Below are 24,414 nucleotides of genomic sequence, written 5' to 3' on the forward strand. Positions count from 1 at the left end.
CTTATGATCAAGCTGTTGTACTACTTGAAGAAGTACCGAGTTGCCGCGATTGCAGCCCTGGTCATGATGTTAATTGAGCTTGCGGTGGAGCTGGCTCAGCCTTATCTGATCTCCAAGATCATCGATAACGGGATTCAGCAGGGAGACTTATCTGTCGTCTGGTTATGGGGTGGCGTGCTGGTTGGTAGTGCGGTTGTGGCTTTTGCTGCCGGAATTGCGAGTTCGTTCTTTGCATCCCATGCAAGTCTGGGGTTCGGATACGATCTGCGGGAGAAGCTGTATGAGAAAGTGCAAACGTTCTCTTATGCCGTCTTTAACCGGTTCGCGACGTCGTCTCTGATTACCCGATTAACGGGGGACGTGACCCAGGTTCAGGACACCGTCTTCATGAGTCTGCGCTTCATGACGCGTGTGCCCCTTGTGGTGATTGGTAGCATGATTATGGCAGTGATCGTGAACCCGAGGTTGGGTCTGCTGCTAGTTGTCATGGTGCCTGTGCTGCTCATTGTTGTGGTGTGGATGATCAAAAAGGCAGCGCTGCTGTTCCGCAATGTGCAGCGCAGACTGGATGCCGTCAATGGAGTCATCCAGGAGAATCTGACAGGCATTCGGCTGATCCGTGTCTTCGTACGGATGGGCCATGAGATCGAACGCTTTGCCGGATTCAGCGGCAAGCTGATGAAAGGCACAATTTCCGCGCTGCGCCTGACGGAGACCACGATGCCGTTCATGCTGCTAATGATGAACGTTTGTATCATCGCCGTGCTTTGGTTTGGACGAGTCGATATTGCCTCCGGTAATGCAACCGTGGGTGAAGTGGTCGCTGTCATTAACTACCTGCTTCGTACAATTGGTGCCATGTCTGCGTTGTCATGGATTCTGGTAACCTTCTCCAGAGCAAGCGCTTCGGCGCAACGACTGAATGAAGTGTTTAATACGGAGGACACGTCGGAGACTGAACAGACGAAGTCGTTATCAACGTCTGCACCATCTGCTGGATCTATGAAATCTTCGCATTTTCCGCAATCTGTATACCCGGCGAAGAAACAGCGAGCTGTACAGGGAGCGGTTGAATTCCGGAGTGTAGGCTTCAGTTATCCGAATAGTGAAATTACAGTACTGGATAACATCACATTCACGGCAAAAGCGGGGGAGCGCATTGCCATTATGGGAGCAACTGGCTCAGGCAAATCTTCGCTCGTACAGCTCATTCCACGATTATACACAGAGGATCAAGGGAAGGTACGGATTGATGGTGCCGATGCATCAGAGCTGGATCTGTCCATGTTGCGTGGTGCGATTGGTTATGTGCCTCAGGAGGTTGTCCTGTTTACCGGTTCCATACGGGAAAATATTGCCTGGGGTCAGGAAGATGCTACCTTGGATGAGATCGTGGAAGCCGCAAAGCGCGCGCAGATCCATGAAACGATTGAGAATTTACCAAACGGTTATGATACATTGCTGGGTCAACGGGGAGTGAATCTCTCCGGTGGACAGAAGCAGCGACTTTCCATTGCACGAGCACTGGTACGTAGACCAAGGATTCTGATTCTGGACGATAGCACAAGTGCACTGGATGTGGCTACAGAAGGCAGACTGCTGGATGCGCTGGAAGAGTTGTCGTGTACCACGTTTATCATCACCCAGAAGATCAGTTCGACCACTTCGGCGGACCTGATTCTGCTGCTTGATGATGGACAACTCATTGGGCAAGGAAAACATGAAGACCTGATGGAATCGTCAGAGCTGTATCGTCGAATCCATGAATCACAATACGGGGAGGGTGCACAGCATGTTCAAAGCATTCATTGAGCCTTTCCGTCAGCCGCCACCACCGATTGATCCGGAGACGTTACGATCAGGTGGTGGTCGCAAACCCAAGGCACGGGCGAAGAATTGGTCAGGTACGCTAGGTCGTATCTGGGCCTATCTGGCACGTCGCAAGGTTAAGCTGTCCATGGTACTGTTGATGGTGTTTGCCAGTTCCGCACTCGCTTTGCTTGGCCCCTACATGGTGGGGGTGGCCGTAGATGATTTCATCGCGGGCGAAGCCGGCGCAAGCTGGACTCGGTTTCTGATTGGATTAACCGCAGTGTACGTTTTGTTCTCTCTTACGTCCTGGTTACAAAATATATGGATGATCGAAATTGCACAGGAAACTGTGTTCCGCATGCGGTATGATCTGTTCTCCCATCTGCACAAGCTGCCGATTCCATTCTTCGGTAAACGCCAGCAGGGGGAGATTATGAGCCGGGTGACCAATGATATCGAGAATGTCAGCGGTACGTTGAACAGCTCGGCGATCCAGATTTTCTCGAGTGTTTTAACGCTGCTCGGAACGTTTGGGGTTATGCTCTGGCTCAGCCCGCTGCTGACCCTGCTTACCTTTATCGTTGTGCCTCTGATGGCCATCGGCATGCGTTGGATAACGCGCAGAACGGGGCCGCTCTTCAAGGAGCGGCAACGTAATCTGGGTGAACTTAACGGTTATATCGAAGAGACTTTATCCGGGCAGCGGATCATTAAGGCATTCTCCCAAGAGGAGCGAGTGATTCGCGGTTTTGAGGAACGAAATACCCGCATCCGGATTTCCGGTTTCTGGGCACAGACGATCTCTGGTTTTATCCCGAAACTGATGAATGGATTGAACAACCTGAGCTTTGCGATTGTGGCGGGCATCGGTGGTATTCTGGCGATTCAGGGTTCCGTTACGGTCGGGGTGATTATTATCTTTGTGGAATATGCCCGTCAGTTCACCCGTCCGCTGAATGATCTGGCGAACCAGTGGAATACGTTATTGTCCGCGATTGCGGGGGCTGAGCGTGTATTCGAAGTGCTGGACGAAGATGAGGAAGCAAAGGATGAAGGGGCAGCGGTATCTCTGGACAAGGTAGAGGGAGCCGTTCGTTTCGACAAAGTATCCTTTGGATACGATGAAGGGCGTAACATTTTGCATGACATCAGCTTTGAAGCCAAACCGGGTGAGATGATTGCCCTTGTGGGTCCGACCGGAGCGGGGAAAACAACTTTAATTCAGCTGTTATCCCGTTTCTATGATCCGACAGGTGGCACATTAACGGTAGATGGACGCGATATGACCACCATTCGGCGTGAGAATCTGCGGTCACATATGGCGTTTGTATTACAGGATTCATTTTTGTTTCAGGGTACGATTCGGGAAAATATTCGATTTGGCCGTCTGGACGCGACGGATGAAGAGGTGGAAGCAGCCTCCCGGCTGGCAAATGCTCACTCCTTCATCGTGCGGATGAAGGACGGGTACGACAAAGTGCTTCAGGCCGACGGAAGCGGTATAAGTCAGGGACAGAAGCAGCTGCTCGCCATTGCCCGGGCAATTCTGGCCGATCCGTCCATCCTTGTATTGGACGAAGCGACGAGCAGTATTGATACTGTTACGGAGATTAAAATCCAGGAAGGGCTGCAACGCCTGATGCAAGGCCGTACCAGCTTTGTCATTGCCCACAGGCTGAACACGATCCGTCAGGCCGACCGGATTCTAGTGCTGAAGGATGGGCAACTACTGGAGCAAGGCTCGCATGATGCATTGCTGGAACAAGGCGGTTTCTACAGCGAGCTGTATTACAGTCAGCTGCGTAAAAAGGCGCAGTAGTCATTTTGGATAATATGTGACATGTATTAGAGAACTTGTAGGTATGTAAAAAGAGCAGGGATGAGGGCACGATGCTCCTCACTTCTGCTCTTTTTGCATATTTTATTGAATAAACTTGGGAAATGGAACTGTGATTGTATGTTAAAATAAGAATATATTGGAATGAGTCCGTTTTTGGAAAGTTGCCAGCGGTTTTGAAGCATGAGCATGAATTTTTACACGTATGCCTGTAGTCAGTCATGTGATGCATTAAAAGAGAGGAGGGCAATGCGGAATGGAATTCAAATTTGGGAATGCTGCTCTTCTTCTTCCCCCTTTACACATTACGATTATCGCAATCATTATTATTTTCATTCTAGTAAGGTGGAGCAAGCAGTTAGAAACAAGACGTTTTACGGTTTTCTTTTACTTTTTGATCAGTACGTTCATTACTCCAATTTATTCTCAAAGTACAACAAAAGGTATCTTTGAGCTATGGATCCCCGCAGGATTTATTGTGGTTTTCTTTTATTTGATTCGCAGCGAAAGAAATCATCCATCTAAAATGAAAGCGAGTATCTTAGGATTTTCCATAGCCTTATATCAGCTAATTCTTCAATATATCGGATAACCGGACAGGATAGGATAATTCAAATAAGTAAGTTATAGGTTGAAAACAAAAGAGCAGATCCTGATCTCAGGATCTGCTCTTTCTCATTTAACTTCCAATAACTTTCCAGTTATTCGGCTGTTCAACCGTTAACGGTTGGTGTCTGCGAATATAATCCTCCACCAGTGCGGCCATGTCCGTGGCACCTTCGTGCAGTACCTTTTTGCCCGGATACATTGCATAATCCCCGCCGCCAGCGGCGCGGTAGCTGTTCATTACCACAGAGTATGTGCCATCCATATCAATTGGTTTTCCTTCACGTTCCAACTTCACAACTCGACTGCCCACAGGTTGGGAGATATCCAGCTCGTACTCTATGCCAGCCCACATATCGTAATTATAATGCTGAGGTTTGGGCTCCATATAGGCAGGATTCACGGCGACTTCACCAGAAGCATTCACTTCAAAGTAACGAGCCGTTTGTTCCAGTGCCTCCCGGATATCCTGACCACTCAACTCCAGCACCGTCAGAGTATTAGGATAGATGAAGTTGGATAACACGTCCCGAACGGTGATGTGACTCCCGAAACCGCGAGCTTCTTCACTCAGCATGGCGGTATTGGAGAGCTGCGCTCCAGTCGCTTCCATCTGCACTTGATGTACAAAAGCAATGAATGGATGTGCCTTGAGTCGCAGAGCCGTAGCATTGGTGATGGATAAATCCCCAGCCACCTCGCCAATGGGTTGATCAAGCCATGATTGTGCCTCAGTTTCCAGCTCTTCCGTCAGTTTCATGACGGTTGCATCAGGTTCAACCTCATGATGTTCATCCAGAAGTAACAACCGAGCCTGCTTATCTGTAATCTGCCATTTCCCACCTGATGATTGTTCCAACTGAATGGATACATGCCCCGCACCATTTCCACTGAAGCCCGGCTGAATGACGGTTACACCATGAATATTAGCGGTAAGCTGACGATGCTGATGTCCGGTAAGCAACACATCGATGCCTTCGATGTCTCGGCAGATGGCATAGCCTTGATTTTCCCCAGTTAACCGTTCGGTGGGCTCGCCTGTCTCCAGATCACTCTCAAATCCGCCGTGATAACTGACAACCATGACATCTGGTTGTTCATGCTCATGGATATAGCTAACCCATGCACGAATAGTTTCCAAGGCATCAAGGAACTGTAACCCCTCAATATTTTTCGGGTGCTCCCAGTTCGGTATGTAGTGCGTAGTTGCGCCCAAGAGGGCTACTTTGACACCCGTAGACAAGGTTTTGATTAGATACGGAGGACCGAAGGCAGGTACATCTGGTTGCTCATCTTTTACAATATTGGCAGACAGCCAAGGGAAATTGGAAGCTTCAACCGCCCCGCGCAACAGATGCTGACCATAGTTAAACTCGTGATTTCCCATCACCGCAGCATCATAACCGAGTTCATTCAGTACTGTTATGAATGGATGAACTTCGTTTGTGGAAACCTGTGAAGCTGCATAAGAGGCCAAGGGTGATCCTTGCAGCAGATCCCCATTATCCACGAGCATCAGTTCAGGTGAACGTTCGCGTTCCTTACGAATCAGGGAAGCCAGCAAGGCAAGCCCAGCCGGGCGGTAGGCATTGGTATTGTAATGAATGGGACGGATCGCCCCGTGCAGATCGCTGGTATACAGAATATCGAAGCTTGCCGTATGGATGGTTATGGATGTCATTTTACAATCTCCTCTAATATATAAGTTCAGATATATGGAATTACTATAAAACGGAGAAGACAGATTAACATGAAGAATCGAAATATACGCTGTGATCTCCGATGTTCTCCCTATAACTTCAACCATAATGAGCCTATTCTAACAGATACAAGTCGCGCTGACAGCCTGACAGGAAACTTTACAAAACTCCAAATTTCGTTTCACATCGCGCAAATGTTTGGCAATTATAGTAGATAAGTACTGAAAAATAGAAACTCTTTGGAGGGTGTTCGTTTGAAGAAGTCTGCTTTATTTTTACCATTGTTGATTTTGGTTCTGTTTCTGAGTGCTTGTGGGTCTAGTAGTAGTACAACAGGTTCGGCTAACGGGGATAATGCGAGTTCGAATGCATCCGGTACGTCTACGGCAGAGACAGAGAAACCTGTCGAAGGTTATGTGCCAACTGAATTGACGGTTCAATTTGTTCCTTCCCAGAATGCAGATACGCTTGAAGCCAAAGCGAAACCGCTGGAGAAGCTGCTTGGTGACAAACTGGGCATTCCGGTAAAAGTCAGCGTATCCACCGACTACAACACAATTATTGAAGCAATGGCTTCCAACAAAGTAGACGTAGGTTTCTTGCCTCCGACAGCTTATGTACTGGCTAAAGAAAAAGGCGCTGCGCAGGTTATTTTGCAAGCACAACGTTTCGGTGTAAATGATGAGACTGGAGCTCCTACAGAGCAACTGGCAGATTCATATAAATCCATGTTCATTGTGAAAAAAGATTCGCCGATTCAATCCATCGAGGACCTTAAAGGTAAAAAAGTTGCTTACCAAAACGTAACGTCTTCCGCAGGTTATGTATGGCCAGCAGGTCTGTTGTTGGACAGAGGCATTGATCCATTAAAAGATGTAACACCTGTAACGTTGAAAGGTCATGACCAAGGAGTTATCGCTGTATTGAACGGTGACGTTGATGCAGCAGCTATCTTCCAAGATGCCCGCAACACGGTAGCTAAAGACTATCCGACTGTATTTGAAGATACACGTGTACTGGCGTTTACTGAGCCTATTCCTAACGATACCATTGCCGTTCGTACAGACATGAATGCAGATTGGACTGCGAAGATCAAACAAGCCTTCATCGATATCGGTAAAGATACTGAAGGTCACCAGATCATCAAAGAAATCTATACGCATGAAGGTTATGTAGAGTCCGATGATAGCAAGTTTGAGATCGTTCGTCAGTATGGCGAAAAAGTGAAAGGTGAATAATTCTGATCCAAAAGTAGTTCGGGATCTGTTCACTTTGTAGTAGCTTTCTTGGATGGGAACAGCTTAATCGTAGCAATGGACAGGCCAGTTCAGCGTGATCTACGCTGCGCTGGCTTGTGCCATTATAGCAAGGACTCATGTATGGTTGATCATTATGAATGAAAGAAGGATATTGTCATGATTGAGCTTCATAACGTTACCAAAACTTACGCTAACGGCACCAAGGGCCTGGATAATATTAATCTGAAATTTGAGCAGGGTGAATTCATTGCTGTTGTGGGCCTGTCCGGTGCGGGTAAATCAACGCTCTTACGCTCCATTAACCGACTGCACGACATTAGTGAGGGAGAGATTCTGATTAACGGAAGCTCCATCACGAAGGCACAAGGCAAACGGTTACGCATGATCAGACGTGACATCGGCATGATCTTCCAGAGTTTCAATCTGGTGAAACGGTCCAGTGTACTTCGTAACGTACTCGCTGGACGGGTTGGATATCATTCCACCATGCGTACCATTCTGGGTCGTTTTCCAAAAGAGGATATTGAACTGGCATTCACTGCGCTGGATCGTGTGAATATCTCGGAGAAAGCTTATTCCCGTGCAGATCAGTTGTCTGGTGGACAACAACAGCGTGTGGCTATTGCCCGTGTACTGGCACAGGAAGCAAAAATCATTCTGGCCGACGAACCGGTTGCTTCACTCGACCCGCTTACAACGAAGCAGGTTATGGATGACCTGAAACGTATTAATCAGGACCTTGGGATTACGACCATCGTCAACCTTCACTTTATTGATCTGGCGAGAGAGTATGCGACCCGTATTGTCGGATTACGAGCAGGTGAGGTGGTCTTCGACGGCCCGGTGGAAGAGGCAACGGATGAGCGCTTTGCAGAGATTTACGGCAGACCGATTCTGGCCGACGAATTGCTGGACAAGCAGGCTGTGCATGAGCAGGGAGAAGTTGTGGTATGAAGGGGCAGTCCAACGTTCCACTTCAGAATTCAGGCGGAGTGGGGAAGGAACCTGGTTCCAGCCCGGCTCAAGTTGTGAATCGCCCGAAACCGCCTGGGCGTACGAAACATTTGCTCACCTTAGTGATCATTCTGCTCCTTTTGTGGGCTAGTGCCAAACAGACGGATGCCAGTTTTACGGAGTTGTTTGAAGGTTTCCCCAACATGTTGGATCTGCTGAAGGAGATGTTTCCGCCCCGGTGGAGTTACTTTGATAATATCGTGCAAGGCATGCTGGAAACGATTCGAATGGCCCTGATTGGGACAACCATTGGTGCAATTATTGCGATTCCGGTCTCGATTATCTGTGCCGGTAACCTGATGCCAAGTCGCTGGATCTACTATCCGGCGCGCTTTCTGCTGAACCTGATTCGGACCGTGCCGGATCTGTTGCTTGCTGCTTTGTTCGTTGCTGTGTTTGGTTTGGGGCCAATCCCCGGAATCTTGGCACTGGCTGTGTTCTCGATAGGTCTGATCGCGAAGCTGACGTATGAGACGCTGGAAACCATTGATCAGGGGCCGCTGGAAGCGATGACGGCTGTTGGTATGAACCGGATTCAGCTCATTGTATATGGCGTGGTGCCGCAACTGGCTGCCCAGTTCACATCCTATGTGCTGTATGCCTTCGAAATTAATATACGTGCCGCTGCCATTCTGGGGCTGGTGGGAGCCGGAGGAATTGGACTCTACTATGAGGCCACACTTGGGTTCCTGGAGTATGACAAGACCAGCGTAATCATTCTGTTTACCCTCGTCATTGTTCTGGTCATTGATTATGTAAGTACTAAGCTGCGGGAGAAATTGCTATGATGAAAAATGAAACAAGCCGCATCCGGCCAAAACCACGGAAAAACCCGCTACGCTGGGTCATTGTATTACTGTTAATCCTCTTGTATGTCTGGGCTCTTGCCGGTGTACCGTTTACTGGGTTTAAGGAAACTGCCGCTCAGATTATGAAAGCCATTGTAGCCGGAATTTTCTCACCGGACTGGGCGTTTGTATATTTGCCTGAAGGAGAAGACTTGCTGCGCGGACTGCTAGACACGTTGGCAATTTCCGTACTAGGTACTGTAATCTCGGCCGTGCTCTGTATCCCGTTTGCATTCTGGTCTGCCCGTAACATGAGTGGGCATCGTTCCATCTCGGGTGCAGGTAAAATGGTACTCAGCTTTATCCGCACGTTCCCTGAGATTATCATGGCCTTGTTGTTCATTAAGGCAGTAGGTCCCGGATCGTTCGCAGGGGTTCTCGCCCTTGGGTTACACTCCATCGGTATGTTAGGAAAATTGTACGCGGATGAAGTTGAAAATATCGACTATGGTCCATCTGAGGCGCTGCTTGCTTCCGGAGCCAATCGTATGCAGCAGTTGTGGTTTGCCATCCTGCCGCAGGTTATGCCTGGATTCCTGAACTATACGTTGTATCGTTTTGAGATCAATGTACGTTCCGCGACCATACTGGGGGTAATCGGAGCAGGGGGGATTGGTACACCACTGATCTTTGCACTTAGCACACGGAACTGGCCGCGAGTAGGTATAATTCTGCTTGGTATAATAGTGATGATCACGATTATCGACTTGATCTCGGGGTATATTCGTAAGAAGCTGGTGTAAGGGTTAATGTGACGTTACGAATATACTAGTTGATAATTAAGATTTGATGATAGAGGAAGAAGAGAGGGCTATTCGGTGCCGGAATATTGGCAGGGATAGTCTTTTTTTGTGTCTGCAAATAAACAACGTTTTTTGTTGCTCACCTAACCGTTGAGGAATAAGAGGGTTCCAAGAATATGTATAAAATGATTGAATTATTTTCCAAATACATGTAAAATTAATAGATTTCTATATAAAGGGAATTCAGGGATAAGGAAGGTGACCTATGGAATTATTTCAAAATATATGGATTGGGTTTATGGTACTCCTATTACTGTACAGAATGATCTTTCAGAAGTTTAAAAAACATAACAGAGAAAATATTGGACTCAGTGTAATCCTGATTATTTTCACAGGAAGCAGTTATACGTTTACACAGATGAACTTGATCTTTGTCATTAGTGTTATCGCCGTGGCCGCTTATTCTGCTGTATGGAACAGCATTCTATTTGTTAGAAATGGATATGAGCCTGAACGTTTGAAATGAATGAAAAAAACCGAAACCAGGTTGCCCTGTGAATCAGGCAATGTTGGTTTCGGTTTTTTAGTTGTTTGGTTAAACGTTAGGCTTCTTTACTGAGACTTAGCTAGCCAAAGGCAATGCTGTGGTTACTTGTACCGTAATCGTCTCCGTGCTTGTTACGCCTGCGGCGTTGATCAGTTCAGCACGGTACGTGTACGTGCCGTTAGCGCGACCCGATAAGTCCGTTGTAGCGCTTTGAGAAGCTGGTGTTGCTGCGTTCAACGCTTGTGTATCAATCAATACATCATTCTCATAGAGACGGTATTCAGTTGCGTTCGTACCCCACCAGAGGTTCATGGATACGTTGTAGTTGCCATCACCATCCCAGTTGTTTTGGGACAACGTAGCTTTGCCTGGAGCAGCATTGGTTACTTGTACTGTCAGCACGTCACTGCGTGTTGTGCCTTTGTCATTGGTCAGCTCGGCTACGTAGGTATACGTACCGTTGGCTTTACCTGTAATAGCCGTTTTGGAGGACTGAGCCGATGGTGAAGCCGCAGTCAACTTCTGTGTATCGATTAGAACGCCGTTCTCATACAGTTTGTACTCGGAACCATTTTCGCCCCACCAGAGGTTCATGTTTACGTTATACGAACCTTCGAACAGGCCAGTGGTATATCCATTATCAGAAGAAAGCACTGGTTTACCCGGTGCCCCCGCAGCTGGAGTGGAAGGCACTTCGCCTCCACCTTGATCTTCAGCAGGTACAAAATCATTCAAACTTCTTGGTTTCAATTGATATACATCTTTGAAAATAGCGGAAATGCCTGTGATACTGATCTTGTCCCCTGCAACATAAGGGAAGGAAGTATCTGTCACACCTGTACGGGTGTCTACACGGATATGCGTGCTTGTTCCGTCTGCTGCTACCGCGTCGAATTCAAATGATCCAACTGGTGTAGCACTGATGATATTCTCGATTGTTACATCCTTCAATTGAACCAGTTGACCCTGGTTCGCATCTGTAATTGCTGTAACTTTGATTGGAGCAGGTACGGAGGCTGTACCTGTTTTCTCAATCGCAACGATATCGGTAAGCTCAAACTCGCTGTTATAGATGGTTGTTGCTGCCGTTACTTTCACCTTGTCACCAGCATGGAAGCCGCTAGTATGCTGGAACACGTATATTCCAGCAGTTTCATCTTGAAGATAGAAGGCTTGTCCACCAAATGCACCCGGCTCTGTCGTCACAACACCTTCGATCGTTACGGTAGTGCCAGCAGCTTTGGTGCGTGCTTCAGCAACGGTGATACCTGCTGGAATCGGTCCTTCTTCTTCCGGAAGCTGTTCTGCTGGCACATTGCCAACGGTCACGGCATTGGTGATCAGGTTGCTACCATTCAGACGCAGACGCAAGCTGGCAGCGCCAGTTGTACCTGGTTTGATGCGTACGTTCAGGTCTTTGATCGCACGACCTTTGCTGTCTGAAGTTACACTGAATGTGGAGCTGTAGCCGTACGTAGTCGGCCAAGTGCCACTTTCATTCTGGATCATGGCGACCTGTGTTCCGCCAGTCAGATAGATACCGGCACTATAACCGGATACGGTTGTGTTAGGAGCCATGTTCTCCACAACGACACGAATCTGGAAGTCTTCTGCATTCGGAAGGGTATCCTGTTTCACGAAGCTGTAAGCAGCATTTGCGCTGGATGCAGGGCCACCGTAAGAACCAGCTTTGAACGTGGAACGATCGTACCACTTGTATCCGGCAGCAGGTGCGGACCAAGGTTCAGCCTGTGGTTCTGTGGAAGCAGCCGGCTCTTCGAATGGCAACAACGCTGTAGCTGTGTCCAGTTCAAGTCCGTTCACTTCAGTCAGGCTTGTGTAGTTCTCTTGTGTAGCAAGCCAGTTCACGGTGTTCACGAGCAACACGGCATCATCGGCTTCTTTGAAACCGTCATAAGTTGTTTTGCGTGTGCCTGTCTCTTCACGCAAGTATTTTGGTGATGCATCTTCTACTGGAGAGGAGTCACCGATGAAGGCAGCTTTACCTGCGCCCAGCTTGGATACAGCCACGTATGGACCTTCTTCAATCCCGCCACCGTTGTAGACACCTTGGTCCACCGCGTTATTCCATTTTGCATTGGTTTTTGGCAGGTACACAATTCCTTTTGCTTTTTCCGGATCGGTGATTGCAAGGGTTGAACCGGCGTGCATGGCTACAGCCGATACCCCTTCTGTGATGCCGAAGGCTTGATCTGCCGGTACGACGATATTGGCGTTGATATCGCCAAGTGCGTTATAGCGGAATCGTACGCCAAAGTTATCGGACAACCAGTCCGAGCCGGTTACATTTTGCATCACTTCAGAATTACGCTCATCAGTGCTCATACCTTTGGCTGGATCTTCGAATGCTCCCCGACGATAGCCGTTGATGACCTCAGAGCCATCCCAGCGGTTTTTGTTACGGTCGGCATTATAGTGATCTCCAACAAAGAAGATGCTGCCGCCTGTTTCAACATATTGTTTAAGTGCTGCTTGTTCGGATGTTTTGAAAGGAATTTGAGGCTCTGCAATAACGAATACGTTATACTCTTTCAGATCATCATAGGTAAATGGAGTTGTCTTGCGAAGTTCTTTGACATCGTAACCATCATTCGCGAGTGCATTCCCGAAGTCGGAGAAACCTCCATCAATCACCCAGTCTGCAGCTCCAGCCGTTTGGCCGTGAGAGTTGTCGAATAGTACTTTCTTACCTGCATTTTGGTTCACAATCTTTGCCTGGATGAACGGTGCCGGGTCTGTCGGTCCTTCCGCATGAACCGATGCATCTCCGTTCCATAATCCGATCTGAAGTGGCAAAGCCATGGACAATGCCAGGAGTGATTTTAAAAATACTCCTCGCATACCTGTTAATTTATCCAACCAAATCCCTCCCAAATATTAGTTGATTCATGAGTTCGTCCATATTCTACCACATGAAAATCTCACATAGTCATAACAATTTGTAAAAATTAACTCGATATTTGTAAAATTGGGTCTTTTGACATATCCATAGGTAATTCGATCCTGTCTTTATTTATCCAATCTACCTTCGTATATTGATTTCGGCATTAAAAAAGCCATCTCTTATGAGATGACTTTGGCCCGAATTCGATTGACGGCATGGAAGACAGAGGATTTAATCATACCTTCACTCCGATTCACCAGCTCTGCCGTTTCCTTAATAGAGTATCCATGGATGAGGCGAAGTTCTAATATTTTACGATGTTCGGTGTTGTTAATATGGGAAACAAGATCATGAACACCTTCGCTAATTTCAAGGTGGGATGTATCGACGTGGTGGGTAGGTACCTCCAGACGGCTGTCTCGTCTGAGTGTACGGGTCCGCCTGCGGAAGCTGTCCATCGCCAGGTTACGGGCAATGCGTTTGAGATAATAGAGAATGCGATCTTCAGGGATATCCACGGTAACGTTCATTAATCGAATGAAACAATCCTGAGCCAGATCTTCTGCATCTTGCGGTTGTTTGACGATATGGGATAGATACCTCGTGATTTCTGATTTATAGTTGATATAAGCTTCATTAATTCGTGTGCTGTTCATATGATGTGAATCCCCCTTGGATACAGATCAGGCATGGGTCCGGTCTGGTATGAGTCTCTTATGATCCAAGTATATCGGGAGGTTGTTTCCAAAAGGTTCAGAGTTGTATCGGAGTTGTAACATTTCGTGCTTCCCTCTATCCAAGCATACGGCTTGGGATACAAAATATAGGCAGATGAAGGAAATTCATAGAGCAGGGAGATTACGAAAGTATCATGAGACAAAAAGAGATTTTGATTATTGAGGACGAGGAGTCCATTCGCGATATTTTATCCTATTCGTTACGTAAAGAAGGATTCGGAATCAAGGAAGCAACTACGGGTAAAGAGGGTCTGAATCTGCTTCGGGATTCGAAGCCGGATCTGATCCTGCTGGATCTGATGCTGCCAGACATGAGCGGTTTTGATGTGTGCAGACAATTATCTGTGAACTCCAAGATACCTGTCATCATGATCACTGCGAAGTCGGACATGCTGGACAAGGTACTTGGCATGGAGCTTGGGGCGGATGATTATATCACGAAACCTTTTGATATCCGGGAGGTGGTTGCGCGCATTCGGGCGATCTTTCGCCGGATTGATCTCATCAGCGAGACACTGGAGAATCAGTCCTATGAGGTTGTAAGGCTAGGTAAGCATATTGAGATTCGCAAGGATGAACGGGAAGTGTGGAAAGACGGGGAACGGGCAGGACTTACGAATAAGGAATATGATCTGTTGTTATTTCTCGTGACCTATCATCGGAAGGTGCATACACGTTCTGAACTGCTGGACAAGGTGTGGGGATTTGATTTTGCAGGGGATACCCGAACCGTGGACATTCATGTGCAACGGATTCGCAAGAAATTGGATAGTGGTGTGCAAGGCATTTCGATGATTGAAACGGTATTCGGTGTGGGGTACAAGCTGAATATTCAGGTGCAGACATGAAGTGGACGATCCAGTTCAAAATGGTGGTGTTATTCTCGGTCATCGTTTTTATTGGATTCTCGGCTCTGCTGATTCTGTCCAATAAGGTGGCACAGGAGAATATGTACCGGGAAGTACATGAGGACATGGTGCAATCCAAAAGAAATCTGGACATCGCACTGAACCAGTACTTCCTGATTCATAACAAACGCATGAGCAGAGACACGCTCGAAGCAGGGAGCCGCGAGCTTGCGGAGCAGATTGGTTCAGCCGTTGGAGGGGAGATTACAGTATTTCGTCCTGATGCCTCGTCATACGGATCGGTGGGCAACGAGGTTAACGTGGCTAAGCAGTCTGACCATCCTGATATGGAAGAAGCCAAACACTCCCGAATCGCGTACACCACAGTTGTGGATAAAGGCCAGGTCACGGCCAGTCTGTCCTTCCCGCTCCAGATGGATCAACAATTGATTGGAATCGTACAGATGGAGAAGGATTATACGGATTTGTTCAAACGCAACCTTCGTTTTCAAAATACGATCAAGCTGTTCGCAGCGGTTATTTTTGTATTTTTATTTATCGCATCTATCTTTATTTCCCGGAAAATTACACAACCCATCCGTGTACTCACAAAACGTTCTGCCGAAGTGGCCCAAGGGAGTCTGAACGCAGACATCCAGATTACCACCAAGGATGAGATCGGTGAACTGGCTTCAAGCTTCACCGTCATGATTGATCGGATAAGGGAGCAGATTGATGTGATTGAGCGGGAGCGGGATGAAGTGAAACAAGTACAGGCGCGAAGCAAAGTCTTTTTTGACAATGTGACGCATGAATTAAAGACACCGCTCACGACGATTCTGGGATACGCCCAGATTTTGCGAGATAACGGATTCACCGATCAGGACTTTTTTGACAAAGGCATGAATTATATTATCAAGGAAAGCCAGCGTCTCAACACGATGGTTGCTGATATTCTGGAGGTGTCGGTCTCGTCTGCGGTCATTCAGGCGTACCGATTTGAACGTATAGATGTATCGGACATCATTCGTGAAGCTTGTGAGGACATGTCGATTAAGGCGGGCAAGTACAATATAGGCATCCATTATGAGCTGGAGGAACATCAGTATTTACAGGGAGATCGGGATAAGTTGAAGGAGGTCTTCCTTAACGTTCTGGATAACTCAATCAAGTACAGTGATGTGAATTCAATCATCGAGGTGCAATCTTTCCGGTTGGCTGATGTCATAGCTATCGTAATTCGTGATCAGGGAGAGGGTATTGGTGCTGAGGCACTTCAGCATGTATTTGAACCTTTTTACCAGGATAAAGAGATCAATAGGGCGGAGAAAGGCAGCGCGGGGCTCGGCTTGTCTATTGTGAAGAACATCGTTGAACGTCACGGAGGAACAGTGGAGATGAAGAGTATCATGCGTCAAGGGACACAAGTAAATATCAGTCTTCCGGGGGAAATGAACACATGAGACATCCCGGATTTTGGCGTAAAAACCGCGACAGATTGATGCTGTCAGGGCTGTTAATTGCATTTGTCAGCGGAATCTTCGGGATTGGCAGCCTGTTCAGTATCGCAAACCTCAAACCAAGAACCGTAATTTTGCCAGGTGAGCAATTCAATAGCCGTCTGGCGCCGCCACCGAGCAGCACAATTCAGATCGAGTCAGCTACCAAGATTCCAAATGACTTTCCGATCTTTGATTTTGAAGTGGTAGACCGGAACACGATTATATTAAATCAACTGGAATCTTCCTATTCCAGACTTCAGTTGTCTCTCCTGCATCTGGATGATAATGAAGTGAAGAGTATTGCGAGTAATACAGATTACGGTGTAGCGATCAGCCCGGATCACAAGAAGATCATATACTCCCAATACCGGGCGGGTCAGACGCTGAAGACGACGTATGAGTATGTGATTGAGAGCGGGGAGCGTCGCAAGCTTCCGAACGACAACTCCTATTATAGAGTGTTTGTAGGGAACGAATCCTACATCGGTCAGGATGATCTCTTATTCAAACAAGTAGATCTGAGCCAGGGGACGAGTCAAGTCATCTACACATATGATGAGCTGATGGACATGTTCACAGGACCAAGACAAGGGAAAGGTTCGAATGATACGTTTATCGTGATGGATGTCTTGCAGGTTAGTGAAGACCTGAAACAGTTTTATATGCTGGTGATGCTAAAAGACAATTATGCCATCTATCGTGTATCGCTTGAGGACGAGCATGAAGTGAAGGCATATGCTGCAATGGAAGACATTCAACAATTCAAGTTACTGAAAAGTGGTGACATGCTCATCCAGGGAACGATGAATAAGGTACAGGGGCTGTATCGGTATCGTGCAGCACAGGAGCAGTATGATCTGGTATTAAAAGGTTCCATCTGGAACTTCGAACTGGATGCAGAGGAATCGCGAATCGCATACTTTTACCCGATGGATAATCAGAATCAGAAGAATGAGTTGCATATTGCCTACCTGAATGACAGCAAGCTTTCGTCGGATACGGTGATCTACCGCAATATTGATAACTTCATCAATCTGAAATGGAATGACGATGAGCTATTTGCAGTGGGCAGCACGATGGATAAAAGTGAGATGTACCGCTTTAGTTTTAGAGCCTGGTAAGCGGCAAAAGGTACAAGAATATTAGACCTTGGGTCTGGATGGAGCTGGCGATAGCTACTCTGCGGACAAGGTCTTTTTGTTTTGATATTTTACAAGTTGGATACAACTCCGGCCAGCCCGGATACATCTCGACCCTATAATAAAAGGGAATGTGCGACGCGAATCTTTACGTAACAACCTCTGTACATATTTAGTAAGTAGAAAGGAAGACATGTAGCAATGCTTCAAGTTGAACAATTATCCCACTCGTTCCGCAATGGCCAGGGAACCGTGCCGGTTCTTCAAGATATCAACCTGACGATTGGAGAAGGCAAGATGGTGGCCCTGCTGGGCAGTTCGGGTTCAGGCAAGTCTACACTGCTTAATCTGATGGCGGGGCTGATGAAACCGGATCAGGGCAAGATTCTAATTGCTGGACAAGATATTGTACGTTTCAGTGAAAATCGCCTGGCGGAGTTCAGGCGCGATCATATCGGGTTTATTTTTCAATCCTATGAGCTGCTGTCCAATCTTACGATCCGGGAAAATGTAGAGTTACCCTTGGTGTTCATGGGTGTAAGCCCTTCGAAACGCAAAGCAAAAGCATTGAAGCTGTTGGAGCAGGTTGGACTGGGGGAAAAGGCAAGCTTATTCCCGTCCCAGTTGTCGGGCGGTCAACAACAACGTGTCAGTATTGCACGCTCGCTCATTACCGAACCCTCGGTTATCTTTGCAGATGAGCCGACAGGAAATTTGGATACCGAGACGGAGGAAGAGATTATTGCGATTTTGAAGCAGCTTAACCGGGATATGAATACAACCTTTGTGATTGTGACACATGAAGCAGAGGTCGCCGAGCAGATGCAGGTCGTTCTTACCCTGCAACATGGGATACTGGTCGAAGAAGCTGTAAGGAAAGTTTGAGGCAAAAGGAGAGGAAATGTGAGAATACGGGATGTAGCACGTATGGCCTGGGGACAGATCATTCGCAGAAAAATGGTCACCCTGCTGTGCATGATGGGGCTGTCCATCGGCTCTGCCGCCATGATCATTGCACTTAGTGTGGGGCAGTCCGTACAGACCTATAGCGAGAGAACATTGAACGACAATTACAAGATGGATGAGATTACGATTACGCCCAATGAAGGCATTCGTACAGGGAACGGCAAGGGGAGCGGTCAGACATCGAAGTTTGAACGGGGCGCGTTGACGTTGGAAAAGATCCAGATTATCCAAAGGCTCCCCCATGTGGTTGCCGTGGCTCCCATGTTAAAGCTGGATTCGCTGGAAATGGTGCTTCCAGATGGTCGCAGTACCTATGTTGAAGTCATTGGTACACAGCTTGAGACCCTGGGTGGGTTTGGATACAAGTATGCTGAGGGGCGTGGTGCGGAAGATGGTCGTATGGCGGTGACCAGTTATGGGACCGCATTCGGACTCGTAGACCCGAAAGTAACTCAGAAGTTATTCGAGCAGTTGAATGCTGATCCATACAACAATGCGCTTTTGGAAGAGTATATGGCGATTGCATCGAAGCAGGATCAGCTCGTCCAGCAGCATGTTCAATTTCGATATGAAGACTTTGTGAATGCAAGCAAAACCAGAATGAGCGGCTCCATACGTGTATCTGGAGAACTAATGAAACCCTCCAATATGGATGATATGACTGCTCAGGGTGACAAAAAAGTATATCTGCCACTCGATACAGCTCGTGCATTGCAGGATGAGCTTGGATTGCAACAGACAGACAATAGTTCGGCCAAACATCTTAACTCGGCCTTGGTCAAGGTAGAGGATAAACGCTATGTATCTCAGGTGGAAGAACAGATCCAAAAGCTAACGTTAAACACACAGAGCAATCTGTTCCAGGAGGAAGCGATGTCAGGTCAATTGGCGATGTACCAAAAAGCGGCATTGGGCATCGGTGGTTTTATCATGCTGCTGGCCTCATTATCCATTATTGTAGCAATGATTATGTCTACGCATCAACGGCGTAAGCAGATTGGTGTAATGAAGGTGCTGGGCGCAAATCTGTGGCAAATCCGCCAGATGTTTATTACGGAAGCAGCGATGCTTGGATTAATGGGCGGTGTGGCTGGTGTGGGGATTGCCTTTGCTGCCCTCGGCGGGGTGAACAGTCTGCTGGCGAGTCAGATGGCAGATCAGATGAATGGTCCGATGACCGTCGTTATTCAGCAGTCGGCTCTGCCACTGGGCATCGTTTTTGCTGTTCTGGTTGGCATTGTATCGGGTATATATCCGGCAATCAGCGCATCTCGGACCAATGCATTAACTGTGATCAAATCGATGTAATTTTATCAGCGAAAGGGAAATAGGGCACATGAAGAAATGGATTAAAATCATCATCACCGTTGTACTTTTGGCAGGTGCGGGGTACTGGTTATATGAAAAGTACAAGCCAAAACCGGAGGCACCTATAGAGATGCCACCCCCGATTACCTTTGATGTGACACAGGAAACGATGACGCAAACGATACAGGTGAAGGGGAAATCCGTATACACCGATCAGACGGATATCTTCGCTCCGTATGCTTCCAACATCAAGCAGTGGAACGTGAAAAGTGGTGAGCAGGTGAGCAAAGGCGATATCCTGTTCACCCTCGATACTTCCACGTTGCAAACAGAAGTTGAACAGTTGCAGAGTGATCTGGAGAAAGCCCAGCTGGAAAATAAGATGAATCAGGTTAGCTTGGATCAGGCGAATATGAGTGAGACGCTTGGCGTGACGGAAGAGGAGCGCAAGAAGGCATTTGCAGACCGGGAAGGCAAACGCCTGACGAATGAATTGAATCAAAAAGCATTGGTTCTCAAGGAGAAGGAGATACAGAAAAAGCAGGCAGTGATAAGTAAGTCTGTTGTATATGCTTCCGCTTCCGGTATATTTCAGATGAATGAAGAGGATAGCAAGACACGTGCGGTGACGGAAGGACAGCTGATCGGATCCATTACAAATATCAGCAAACTGAAATTTATGACGATCGTCGGTGAGGAAGAAATGTTCAGGCTCAAGGTGGGAATGCCGGTTAAGGTGCGAATGACAGCGCAGAAAGACCTGCAATTCACCGGGAAGGTGAGTAAGGTATCCAAATTCGCCCGCAAGAGTACCGATACGGACCTCAAGCAAGCTTCACAGTTTGACGTGGTCATTGATCTGAAGCCGGACGCCAGAATGTATGGAGGCGTGAGTCTGGAAGGCGATATCGAGACAATGCGGAAGGATAAAGTGACGGTAGTGTCCAGTCTCGCGATCATGCGGGATCAGACTGAGCCTTACGTACTGTTAGACAAAGGGAACGGACAGACCGAGCCGCTGACGATCCAGGCTGGAATGGAAACGGGGGACAAGACGGAAGTGGTTAGTGGGTTGAAACCGGGAGACATTGTCGTTTTACCGTAGACGTAGGAAACTATGAACAAGGCATTATATGTAATGACTAGCTAGACGAGCGGGTTAATTCGGCATTGGAAAACACGAGGTTCATTGTGGCAGATTGCCAGGATGAACCTCGTGTGTCTTTTGGAGCAAGGGATGTCCAGATTCCTGCCTGAATTATGGAAAAAAATATAATTAAATTTATATAATTCAATTTACAGTAATATTTACATGTCGTATAATCAGAACATAAGGAGGTGACACCGAACATCATGTTTGTAGATGGATAGGCGAAGACCTTTTTTTTAACTGCTTGAAGAAAGCGCTTACCAAATTTAGGAATCAGACATCCCACAAGTCTTTTTTCACACTTCTTCATGTCTAACACACGTACAACCACACCCACCATATTATACTCATTCACATGATTCGCCCTCACACACTATTTGTTTGCTCAAGATTCCAGTTATACAACCATTTCTTTTGGAGGTGATACAACCAACTCATCCGAACGTTCTCTTCGTGCGAAGCATCATAATGACACAGAGGATCAGACATGAGTACAACCCAATCTAACTAAAGGAAAGGTGGAACTATGAAGACTAAATTGAAAACCAAATCGAGAGGTAAGAAGATCCTGCGCAAAGGTGTAAAACAAATGCTTGCAGCAACGCTGCTCGCTGCGGGGATTTTCCCTGGACTGTCTCCAGGCTTGACTCAGGCCGCTGAAGCACATGTGGATAATCCATTTGTAGGGGCAACCGCTTATCTGAACGAGGATTATTCAGCTCTCGTGGATACATCCATTGCGATGACCAATGATGCATCGTTGAAGGCCAAGATGGAGACAGTCAAATCGTACCCAACCGCAGTATGGGTTGACCGGATTGCTGCAATCTATGGCGGGACGGACAACGCTGGTCGCAAAAGTGTAGAGCAACATCTGGATGCCGTTCTCGCTCAAAAGAAACCGGGTACGCCTATAACGGCTTCATTTGTTATCTATAACTTGCCTGGACGGGATTGTCATGCACTCGCATCGAATGGTGAACTTCCACTAACACAGGCAGCACTGCAGACATATAAAACAGATTATATTGATGTCATTGCAGATATCTTTGCAGATCCGAAGTATCAGGATATTCGTATTATTGCCGTCATTGAACCGGACAGTCTGCCTAACCTTGTGACCAACCTGAGTACACCAGCTTGTGGTCAAGCCAGCTCAACAGGTATCTATGAGGCGGGTGTGAAGTATGCATTGGACAAGCTGCACGCCATTCCGAATGTGTACAACTATCTGGATATCGGCCATTCCGGCTGGCTTGGATGGGATAACAACCGTTCTGCAGCAGTCGCGCTGTATACAAGTGTTGTGCAAGGGACAGCCGCGGGTCTGAGCAGTGCAGATGGCTTCATTACGAATACAGCGAACACCACACCGCTGGGGGAGCCGAACCTGTCTAACCCTGATCTCAATATCGGTGGACAACCGATTAAATCTGCCAAGTTTTATGAGTGGAATCCTTATTTTGACGAAACCGATTTCACCGCTGCGCTGTATGCCGATTTTGTACAAGCTGGCTGGCCAAGCAGTACAGGTTTCCTGATTGATACTAGCCGGAATGGCTGGGGCGGGGTAGACCGTCCAGCATCTGCTACGGGCAGCAACATCAACGATTATGTGAATACCGGACGTGTAGATCGCCGGGAGCATCGGGGGAACTGGTGTAATGCCAGTGGCGCAGGTATTGGTGAAGCACCTAAGGCTGCACCAGGACCAGCGCATCTGGATGCTTATGTATGGGTGAAACCTCCTGGTGAATCCGATGGCTCCAGCTCTGAAATTCCGAATAACGAAGGCAAAGGTTTCGACCGGATGTGTGATCCAACCTTCACAACGCGGGATGGTGTATTAACAGGTGCATTGCCTAATGCCCCAGTATCGGGCCACTGGTTCCATGATCAATTCGTGGCACTGGTGAAAAACGCATTCCCTGTACTGCCTGCCAGTAACGGTGGAGGCAACCCTCCGGGCGGAACAACAGCTCCGGCAGCACCAGCAGCATTGACGGCTTCTGGCGGTAATGCCCAGGTCTCCTTGACGTGGACTGCTTCCACAGGGGCTACAAGTTATAGTGTGAAGCGGGCACTGAGTGCATCAGGTCCATTCACAACAATTGCAGCTAATGTAAGTGGAACGTCTTACAGCAACACCGGCCTGATCAATGGTACAACCTATTATTATGTGGTAACAGCAACAAATGCAGTAGGCGAAAGTGTTAACTCTGCAACAGCAACAGCTACACCCGTTGCAGGTGTGACGGCGCCAGCAGCACCGACTGCTCTCACAGCAACCGCAGGCAATGCACAGGTGAGCCTGACGTGGACCGCTTCTACAGGTGCAACAAGTTATGATGTGAAACGCGCGCTGAGTGCATCAGGTCCGTTCACAACGATCGCCACGAATGTGAGTGGCACGTCCTACACCAACACTGCCCTGACGAACGGCACAACGTATCATTATGTGGTAAGTGCAGTGAATGCTGCAGGGCAAAGTGCCGATTCCGCTGTAGCTTCCGCGACACCTCAAAGTGTCGTTGTACCAACCAGTGATCTTGTCGTGCAATATCGTGCTGGAGATACCAATGCTCAAGATAGCCAGATCAAACCGTATTTCAACATCAAAAACCTGGGCAGTACTGCTGTGAATCTGAGTGATCTGAAGATCCGGTATTACTTCTCCAAAGAAGGCTCAGCTGCGATGGATTCTGCCATCGATTACGCTCAAGTTGGCGGAGCCAATATCCAGCGGACCTTCACAGATTCGTATGTGGAGCTGAGCTTCACATCTGCCGCTGGCAGCATTCAGGCTGGTGGACAGACTGGAGACATCCAGCTTCGCTTGTACAAAACGGACTGGTCCAACTTGGACGAGACGAATGACTACTCTTTCGATCCAACGAAAACATCCTACCAGGATTGGAACAAGGTAACACTCCACCAAGGTGGAAACCTGGTATGGGGCATGGAGCCTTAAACTTTATTTGTAACTGTCTTAACCGCGATCCTCTGTGTGTTAGAGGATCGCGGTTTTTTGCTATGCATTACAAGAGTCATCTGGAAAAGGGATAGAAGAAAATCCGGGGATAACAGCGATCATAAGAACGATTCGTAACCGGAGCGGCTATCCCTCACAGTTGCAAGTACTTTTTTCCAAAATGTCTCCTATAAACACTGATTATTGATCGTTTTGGACGGATATTTGCCTAGGGTCTGGCAGGCAGGATGTCTATAATAGAACCCGATGGGCGAGATCACCTCGCTCGGATTGGAAAGAGAATGGAAGGGGGACCGTACTCTGGTAGTCGGGCAAGCTGATTTCTCTTTTTTAATTTTGTAAGCGTAATCATTGCGGGTTGAAACCTTCTTTCGAAGAAGGCCTCTATGAATTATCGAACGTCCAATCATTATCAATGTGTATATGCGTCACCTATTCTGTCTCAAGGAGCGTGAAGGTGGATGAACTCAGGAACAACAGCGCCGGTACATAAGGGATCGG

18 protein-coding genes are annotated in these 24,414 nt (G+C 47.6%); 15 read left to right on the forward strand and 3 right to left on the reverse strand.

The genetic code is table 11. The annotated features are described in order from the left end of the window. The first annotated feature begins 3 nt into the window (after window positions 1–3). The 3 genes from MHB43_RS05565 to MHB43_RS05575 all read left to right on the forward strand — a co-directional run bounded on the left by MHB43_RS05565 (window position 4) and on the right by MHB43_RS05575 (window position 4,241). Window positions 4–1,812 carry an ABC transporter ATP-binding protein gene (locus MHB43_RS05565; RefSeq protein ID WP_405131517.1) on the forward strand — a complete coding sequence of 603 codons (1,809 nt, stop codon included), beginning with the start codon at window positions 4–6 and terminating at the stop codon, window positions 1,810–1,812. After that, window positions 1,793–3,631: an ABC transporter ATP-binding protein gene (locus tag MHB43_RS05570; RefSeq protein ID WP_253505950.1), complete on the forward strand. Its 1,839-nt coding sequence runs from the start codon at window positions 1,793–1,795 to the stop codon at window positions 3,629–3,631. The genes MHB43_RS05565 and MHB43_RS05570 overlap by 20 nt, the downstream gene beginning before the upstream one ends. A 274-nt stretch (window positions 3,632–3,905) precedes the next feature. Next, entirely contained in the window at window positions 3,906–4,241 is a 336-nt protein-coding gene (locus tag MHB43_RS05575) for a hypothetical protein (protein ID WP_405131518.1), read from the forward strand. An 87-nt stretch (window positions 4,242–4,328) separates the two neighbouring features. Here MHB43_RS05575 and MHB43_RS05580 read toward each other — a convergent pair whose 3' ends face one another. Next, a complete protein-coding gene (locus MHB43_RS05580; RefSeq protein ID WP_405131519.1) occupies window positions 4,329–5,936 on the reverse strand; it encodes a bifunctional metallophosphatase/5'-nucleotidase in 1,608 nt (535 codons plus the stop codon). A gap of 258 nt (window positions 5,937–6,194) precedes the next feature. Here MHB43_RS05580 and MHB43_RS05585 point away from each other — a divergent pair, with 258 nt between their 5' ends. From MHB43_RS05585 to MHB43_RS05605, 5 genes are all read left to right on the forward strand, one after another. Next, complete coding sequence (locus tag MHB43_RS05585; protein ID WP_405131520.1) at window positions 6,195–7,193, forward strand: phosphate/phosphite/phosphonate ABC transporter substrate-binding protein; 999 nt, start codon at window positions 6,195–6,197, stop codon at window positions 7,191–7,193. 177 nt (window positions 7,194–7,370) lie between these two features. Next, on the forward strand, window positions 7,371–8,168 hold the full coding sequence (gene phnC / locus MHB43_RS05590; RefSeq protein WP_062837418.1) for a phosphonate ABC transporter ATP-binding protein: 798 nt from the start codon (window positions 7,371–7,373) through the stop codon (window positions 8,166–8,168). Next, on the forward strand, window positions 8,165–9,016 hold the full coding sequence (phnE, locus tag MHB43_RS05595) for a phosphonate ABC transporter, permease protein PhnE (RefSeq protein ID WP_036672541.1): 852 nt from the start codon (window positions 8,165–8,167) through the stop codon (window positions 9,014–9,016). The genes phnC and phnE (MHB43_RS05595) overlap by 4 nt, the downstream gene beginning before the upstream one ends. Then, a complete protein-coding gene (gene phnE, locus MHB43_RS05600; RefSeq protein WP_237176767.1) occupies window positions 9,013–9,819 on the forward strand; it encodes a phosphonate ABC transporter, permease protein PhnE in 807 nt (268 codons plus the stop codon). Before phnE (MHB43_RS05595) ends, phnE (MHB43_RS05600) begins: the two co-directional genes overlap by 4 nt. A 265-nt stretch (window positions 9,820–10,084) precedes the next feature. Continuing rightward, window positions 10,085–10,345, forward strand: a complete 261-nt coding sequence (locus tag MHB43_RS05605) for a hypothetical protein (RefSeq protein ID WP_405131521.1) — start codon at window positions 10,085–10,087, stop codon at window positions 10,343–10,345. 96 nt (window positions 10,346–10,441) lie between these two features. On the opposite strand, the gene MHB43_RS05610 is transcribed toward MHB43_RS05605, so the two are convergent. Both MHB43_RS05610 and MHB43_RS05615 read right to left on the reverse strand, forming a co-directional pair. After that, window positions 10,442–13,228: a DUF5689 domain-containing protein gene (locus MHB43_RS05610; protein ID WP_405132393.1), complete on the reverse strand. Its 2,787-nt coding sequence runs from the start codon at window positions 13,226–13,228 to the stop codon at window positions 10,442–10,444. A gap of 222 nt (window positions 13,229–13,450) precedes the next feature. After that, on the reverse strand, window positions 13,451–13,927 hold the full coding sequence (locus MHB43_RS05615) for an RNA polymerase sigma factor (protein ID WP_076213502.1): 477 nt from the start codon (window positions 13,925–13,927) through the stop codon (window positions 13,451–13,453). A gap of 215 nt (window positions 13,928–14,142) precedes the next feature. Here MHB43_RS05615 and MHB43_RS05620 point away from each other — a divergent pair, with 215 nt between their 5' ends. The 7 genes from MHB43_RS05620 (at window position 14,143) to MHB43_RS05650 (ending at window position 23,892) form a co-directional block, all read left to right on the forward strand. Then, entirely contained in the window at window positions 14,143–14,856 is a 714-nt protein-coding gene (locus MHB43_RS05620) for a response regulator transcription factor (RefSeq protein WP_405131522.1), read from the forward strand. After that, window positions 14,853–16,319, forward strand: coding sequence for a sensor histidine kinase (locus MHB43_RS05625; protein WP_405131523.1), 1,467 nt, complete (start codon window positions 14,853–14,855; stop codon window positions 16,317–16,319). The genes MHB43_RS05620 and MHB43_RS05625 overlap by 4 nt, the downstream gene beginning before the upstream one ends. Beyond that, window positions 16,316–17,479: a hypothetical protein gene (locus tag MHB43_RS05630; protein ID WP_221818934.1), complete on the forward strand. Its 1,164-nt coding sequence runs from the start codon at window positions 16,316–16,318 to the stop codon at window positions 17,477–17,479. Before MHB43_RS05625 ends, MHB43_RS05630 begins: the two co-directional genes overlap by 4 nt. A 219-nt stretch (window positions 17,480–17,698) precedes the next feature. Continuing rightward, the gene (locus tag MHB43_RS05635; RefSeq protein WP_405131524.1) at window positions 17,699–18,382 is read left to right on the forward strand and encodes an ABC transporter ATP-binding protein; all 684 of its coding nucleotides are present in this window, start codon (window positions 17,699–17,701) and stop codon (window positions 18,380–18,382) included. Window positions 18,383–18,400: 18 nt separating this feature from the next. Beyond that, on the forward strand, window positions 18,401–19,771 hold the full coding sequence (locus MHB43_RS05640; protein ID WP_221818936.1) for an ABC transporter permease: 1,371 nt from the start codon (window positions 18,401–18,403) through the stop codon (window positions 19,769–19,771). A gap of 28 nt (window positions 19,772–19,799) precedes the next feature. Continuing rightward, on the forward strand, window positions 19,800–20,876 hold the full coding sequence (locus MHB43_RS05645) for an efflux RND transporter periplasmic adaptor subunit (protein ID WP_339182398.1): 1,077 nt from the start codon (window positions 19,800–19,802) through the stop codon (window positions 20,874–20,876). Between the two features lie 571 nt (window positions 20,877–21,447). Next, the gene (locus MHB43_RS05650; RefSeq protein ID WP_405131525.1) at window positions 21,448–23,892 is read left to right on the forward strand and encodes a glycoside hydrolase family 6 protein; all 2,445 of its coding nucleotides are present in this window, start codon (window positions 21,448–21,450) and stop codon (window positions 23,890–23,892) included. The last annotated feature ends 522 nt before the right edge of the window (window positions 23,893–24,414 follow it).

This window comes from Paenibacillus sp. FSL H8-0317, assembly GCF_045040685.1.
GTDB lineage: Bacteria > Bacillota > Bacilli > Paenibacillales > Paenibacillaceae > Paenibacillus.

Excerpts from the sequence above, each read along its gene's own strand:
- phnC (WP_062837418.1), top strand. The coding sequence starts at position 7,371 with ATGATTGAGCTTCATAACGTTACCAAAACTTACGCTAACGGCACCAAG.
- MHB43_RS05650 (WP_405131525.1), top strand. The coding sequence starts at position 21,448 with ATGAAGACTAAATTGAAAACCAAATCGAGAGGTAAGAAGATCCTGCGC.
- phnE (WP_036672541.1), top strand. The coding sequence starts at position 8,165 with ATGAAGGGGCAGTCCAACGTTCCACTTCAGAATTCAGGCGGAGTGGGG.
- MHB43_RS05610 (WP_405132393.1), bottom strand. The coding sequence starts at position 13,228 with ATGCGAGGAGTATTTTTAAAATCACTCCTGGCATTGTCCATGGCTTTG.
- MHB43_RS05615 (WP_076213502.1), bottom strand. The coding sequence starts at position 13,927 with ATGAACAGCACACGAATTAATGAAGCTTATATCAACTATAAATCAGAA.
- MHB43_RS05645 (WP_339182398.1), top strand. The coding sequence starts at position 19,800 with ATGAAGAAATGGATTAAAATCATCATCACCGTTGTACTTTTGGCAGGT.
- MHB43_RS05570 (WP_253505950.1), top strand. The coding sequence starts at position 1,793 with ATGTTCAAAGCATTCATTGAGCCTTTCCGTCAGCCGCCACCACCGATT.
- MHB43_RS05580 (WP_405131519.1), bottom strand. The coding sequence starts at position 5,936 with ATGACATCCATAACCATCCATACGGCAAGCTTCGATATTCTGTATACC.
- MHB43_RS05605 (WP_405131521.1), top strand. The coding sequence starts at position 10,085 with ATGGAATTATTTCAAAATATATGGATTGGGTTTATGGTACTCCTATTA.
- MHB43_RS05625 (WP_405131523.1), top strand. The coding sequence starts at position 14,853 with ATGAAGTGGACGATCCAGTTCAAAATGGTGGTGTTATTCTCGGTCATC.
- MHB43_RS05575 (WP_405131518.1), top strand. The coding sequence starts at position 3,906 with ATGGAATTCAAATTTGGGAATGCTGCTCTTCTTCTTCCCCCTTTACAC.
- MHB43_RS05635 (WP_405131524.1), top strand. The coding sequence starts at position 17,699 with ATGCTTCAAGTTGAACAATTATCCCACTCGTTCCGCAATGGCCAGGGA.
- MHB43_RS05630 (WP_221818934.1), top strand. The coding sequence starts at position 16,316 with ATGAGACATCCCGGATTTTGGCGTAAAAACCGCGACAGATTGATGCTG.
- phnE (WP_237176767.1), top strand. The coding sequence starts at position 9,013 with ATGATGAAAAATGAAACAAGCCGCATCCGGCCAAAACCACGGAAAAAC.
- MHB43_RS05620 (WP_405131522.1), top strand. The coding sequence starts at position 14,143 with ATGAGACAAAAAGAGATTTTGATTATTGAGGACGAGGAGTCCATTCGC.
- MHB43_RS05565 (WP_405131517.1), top strand. The coding sequence starts at position 4 with ATGATCAAGCTGTTGTACTACTTGAAGAAGTACCGAGTTGCCGCGATT.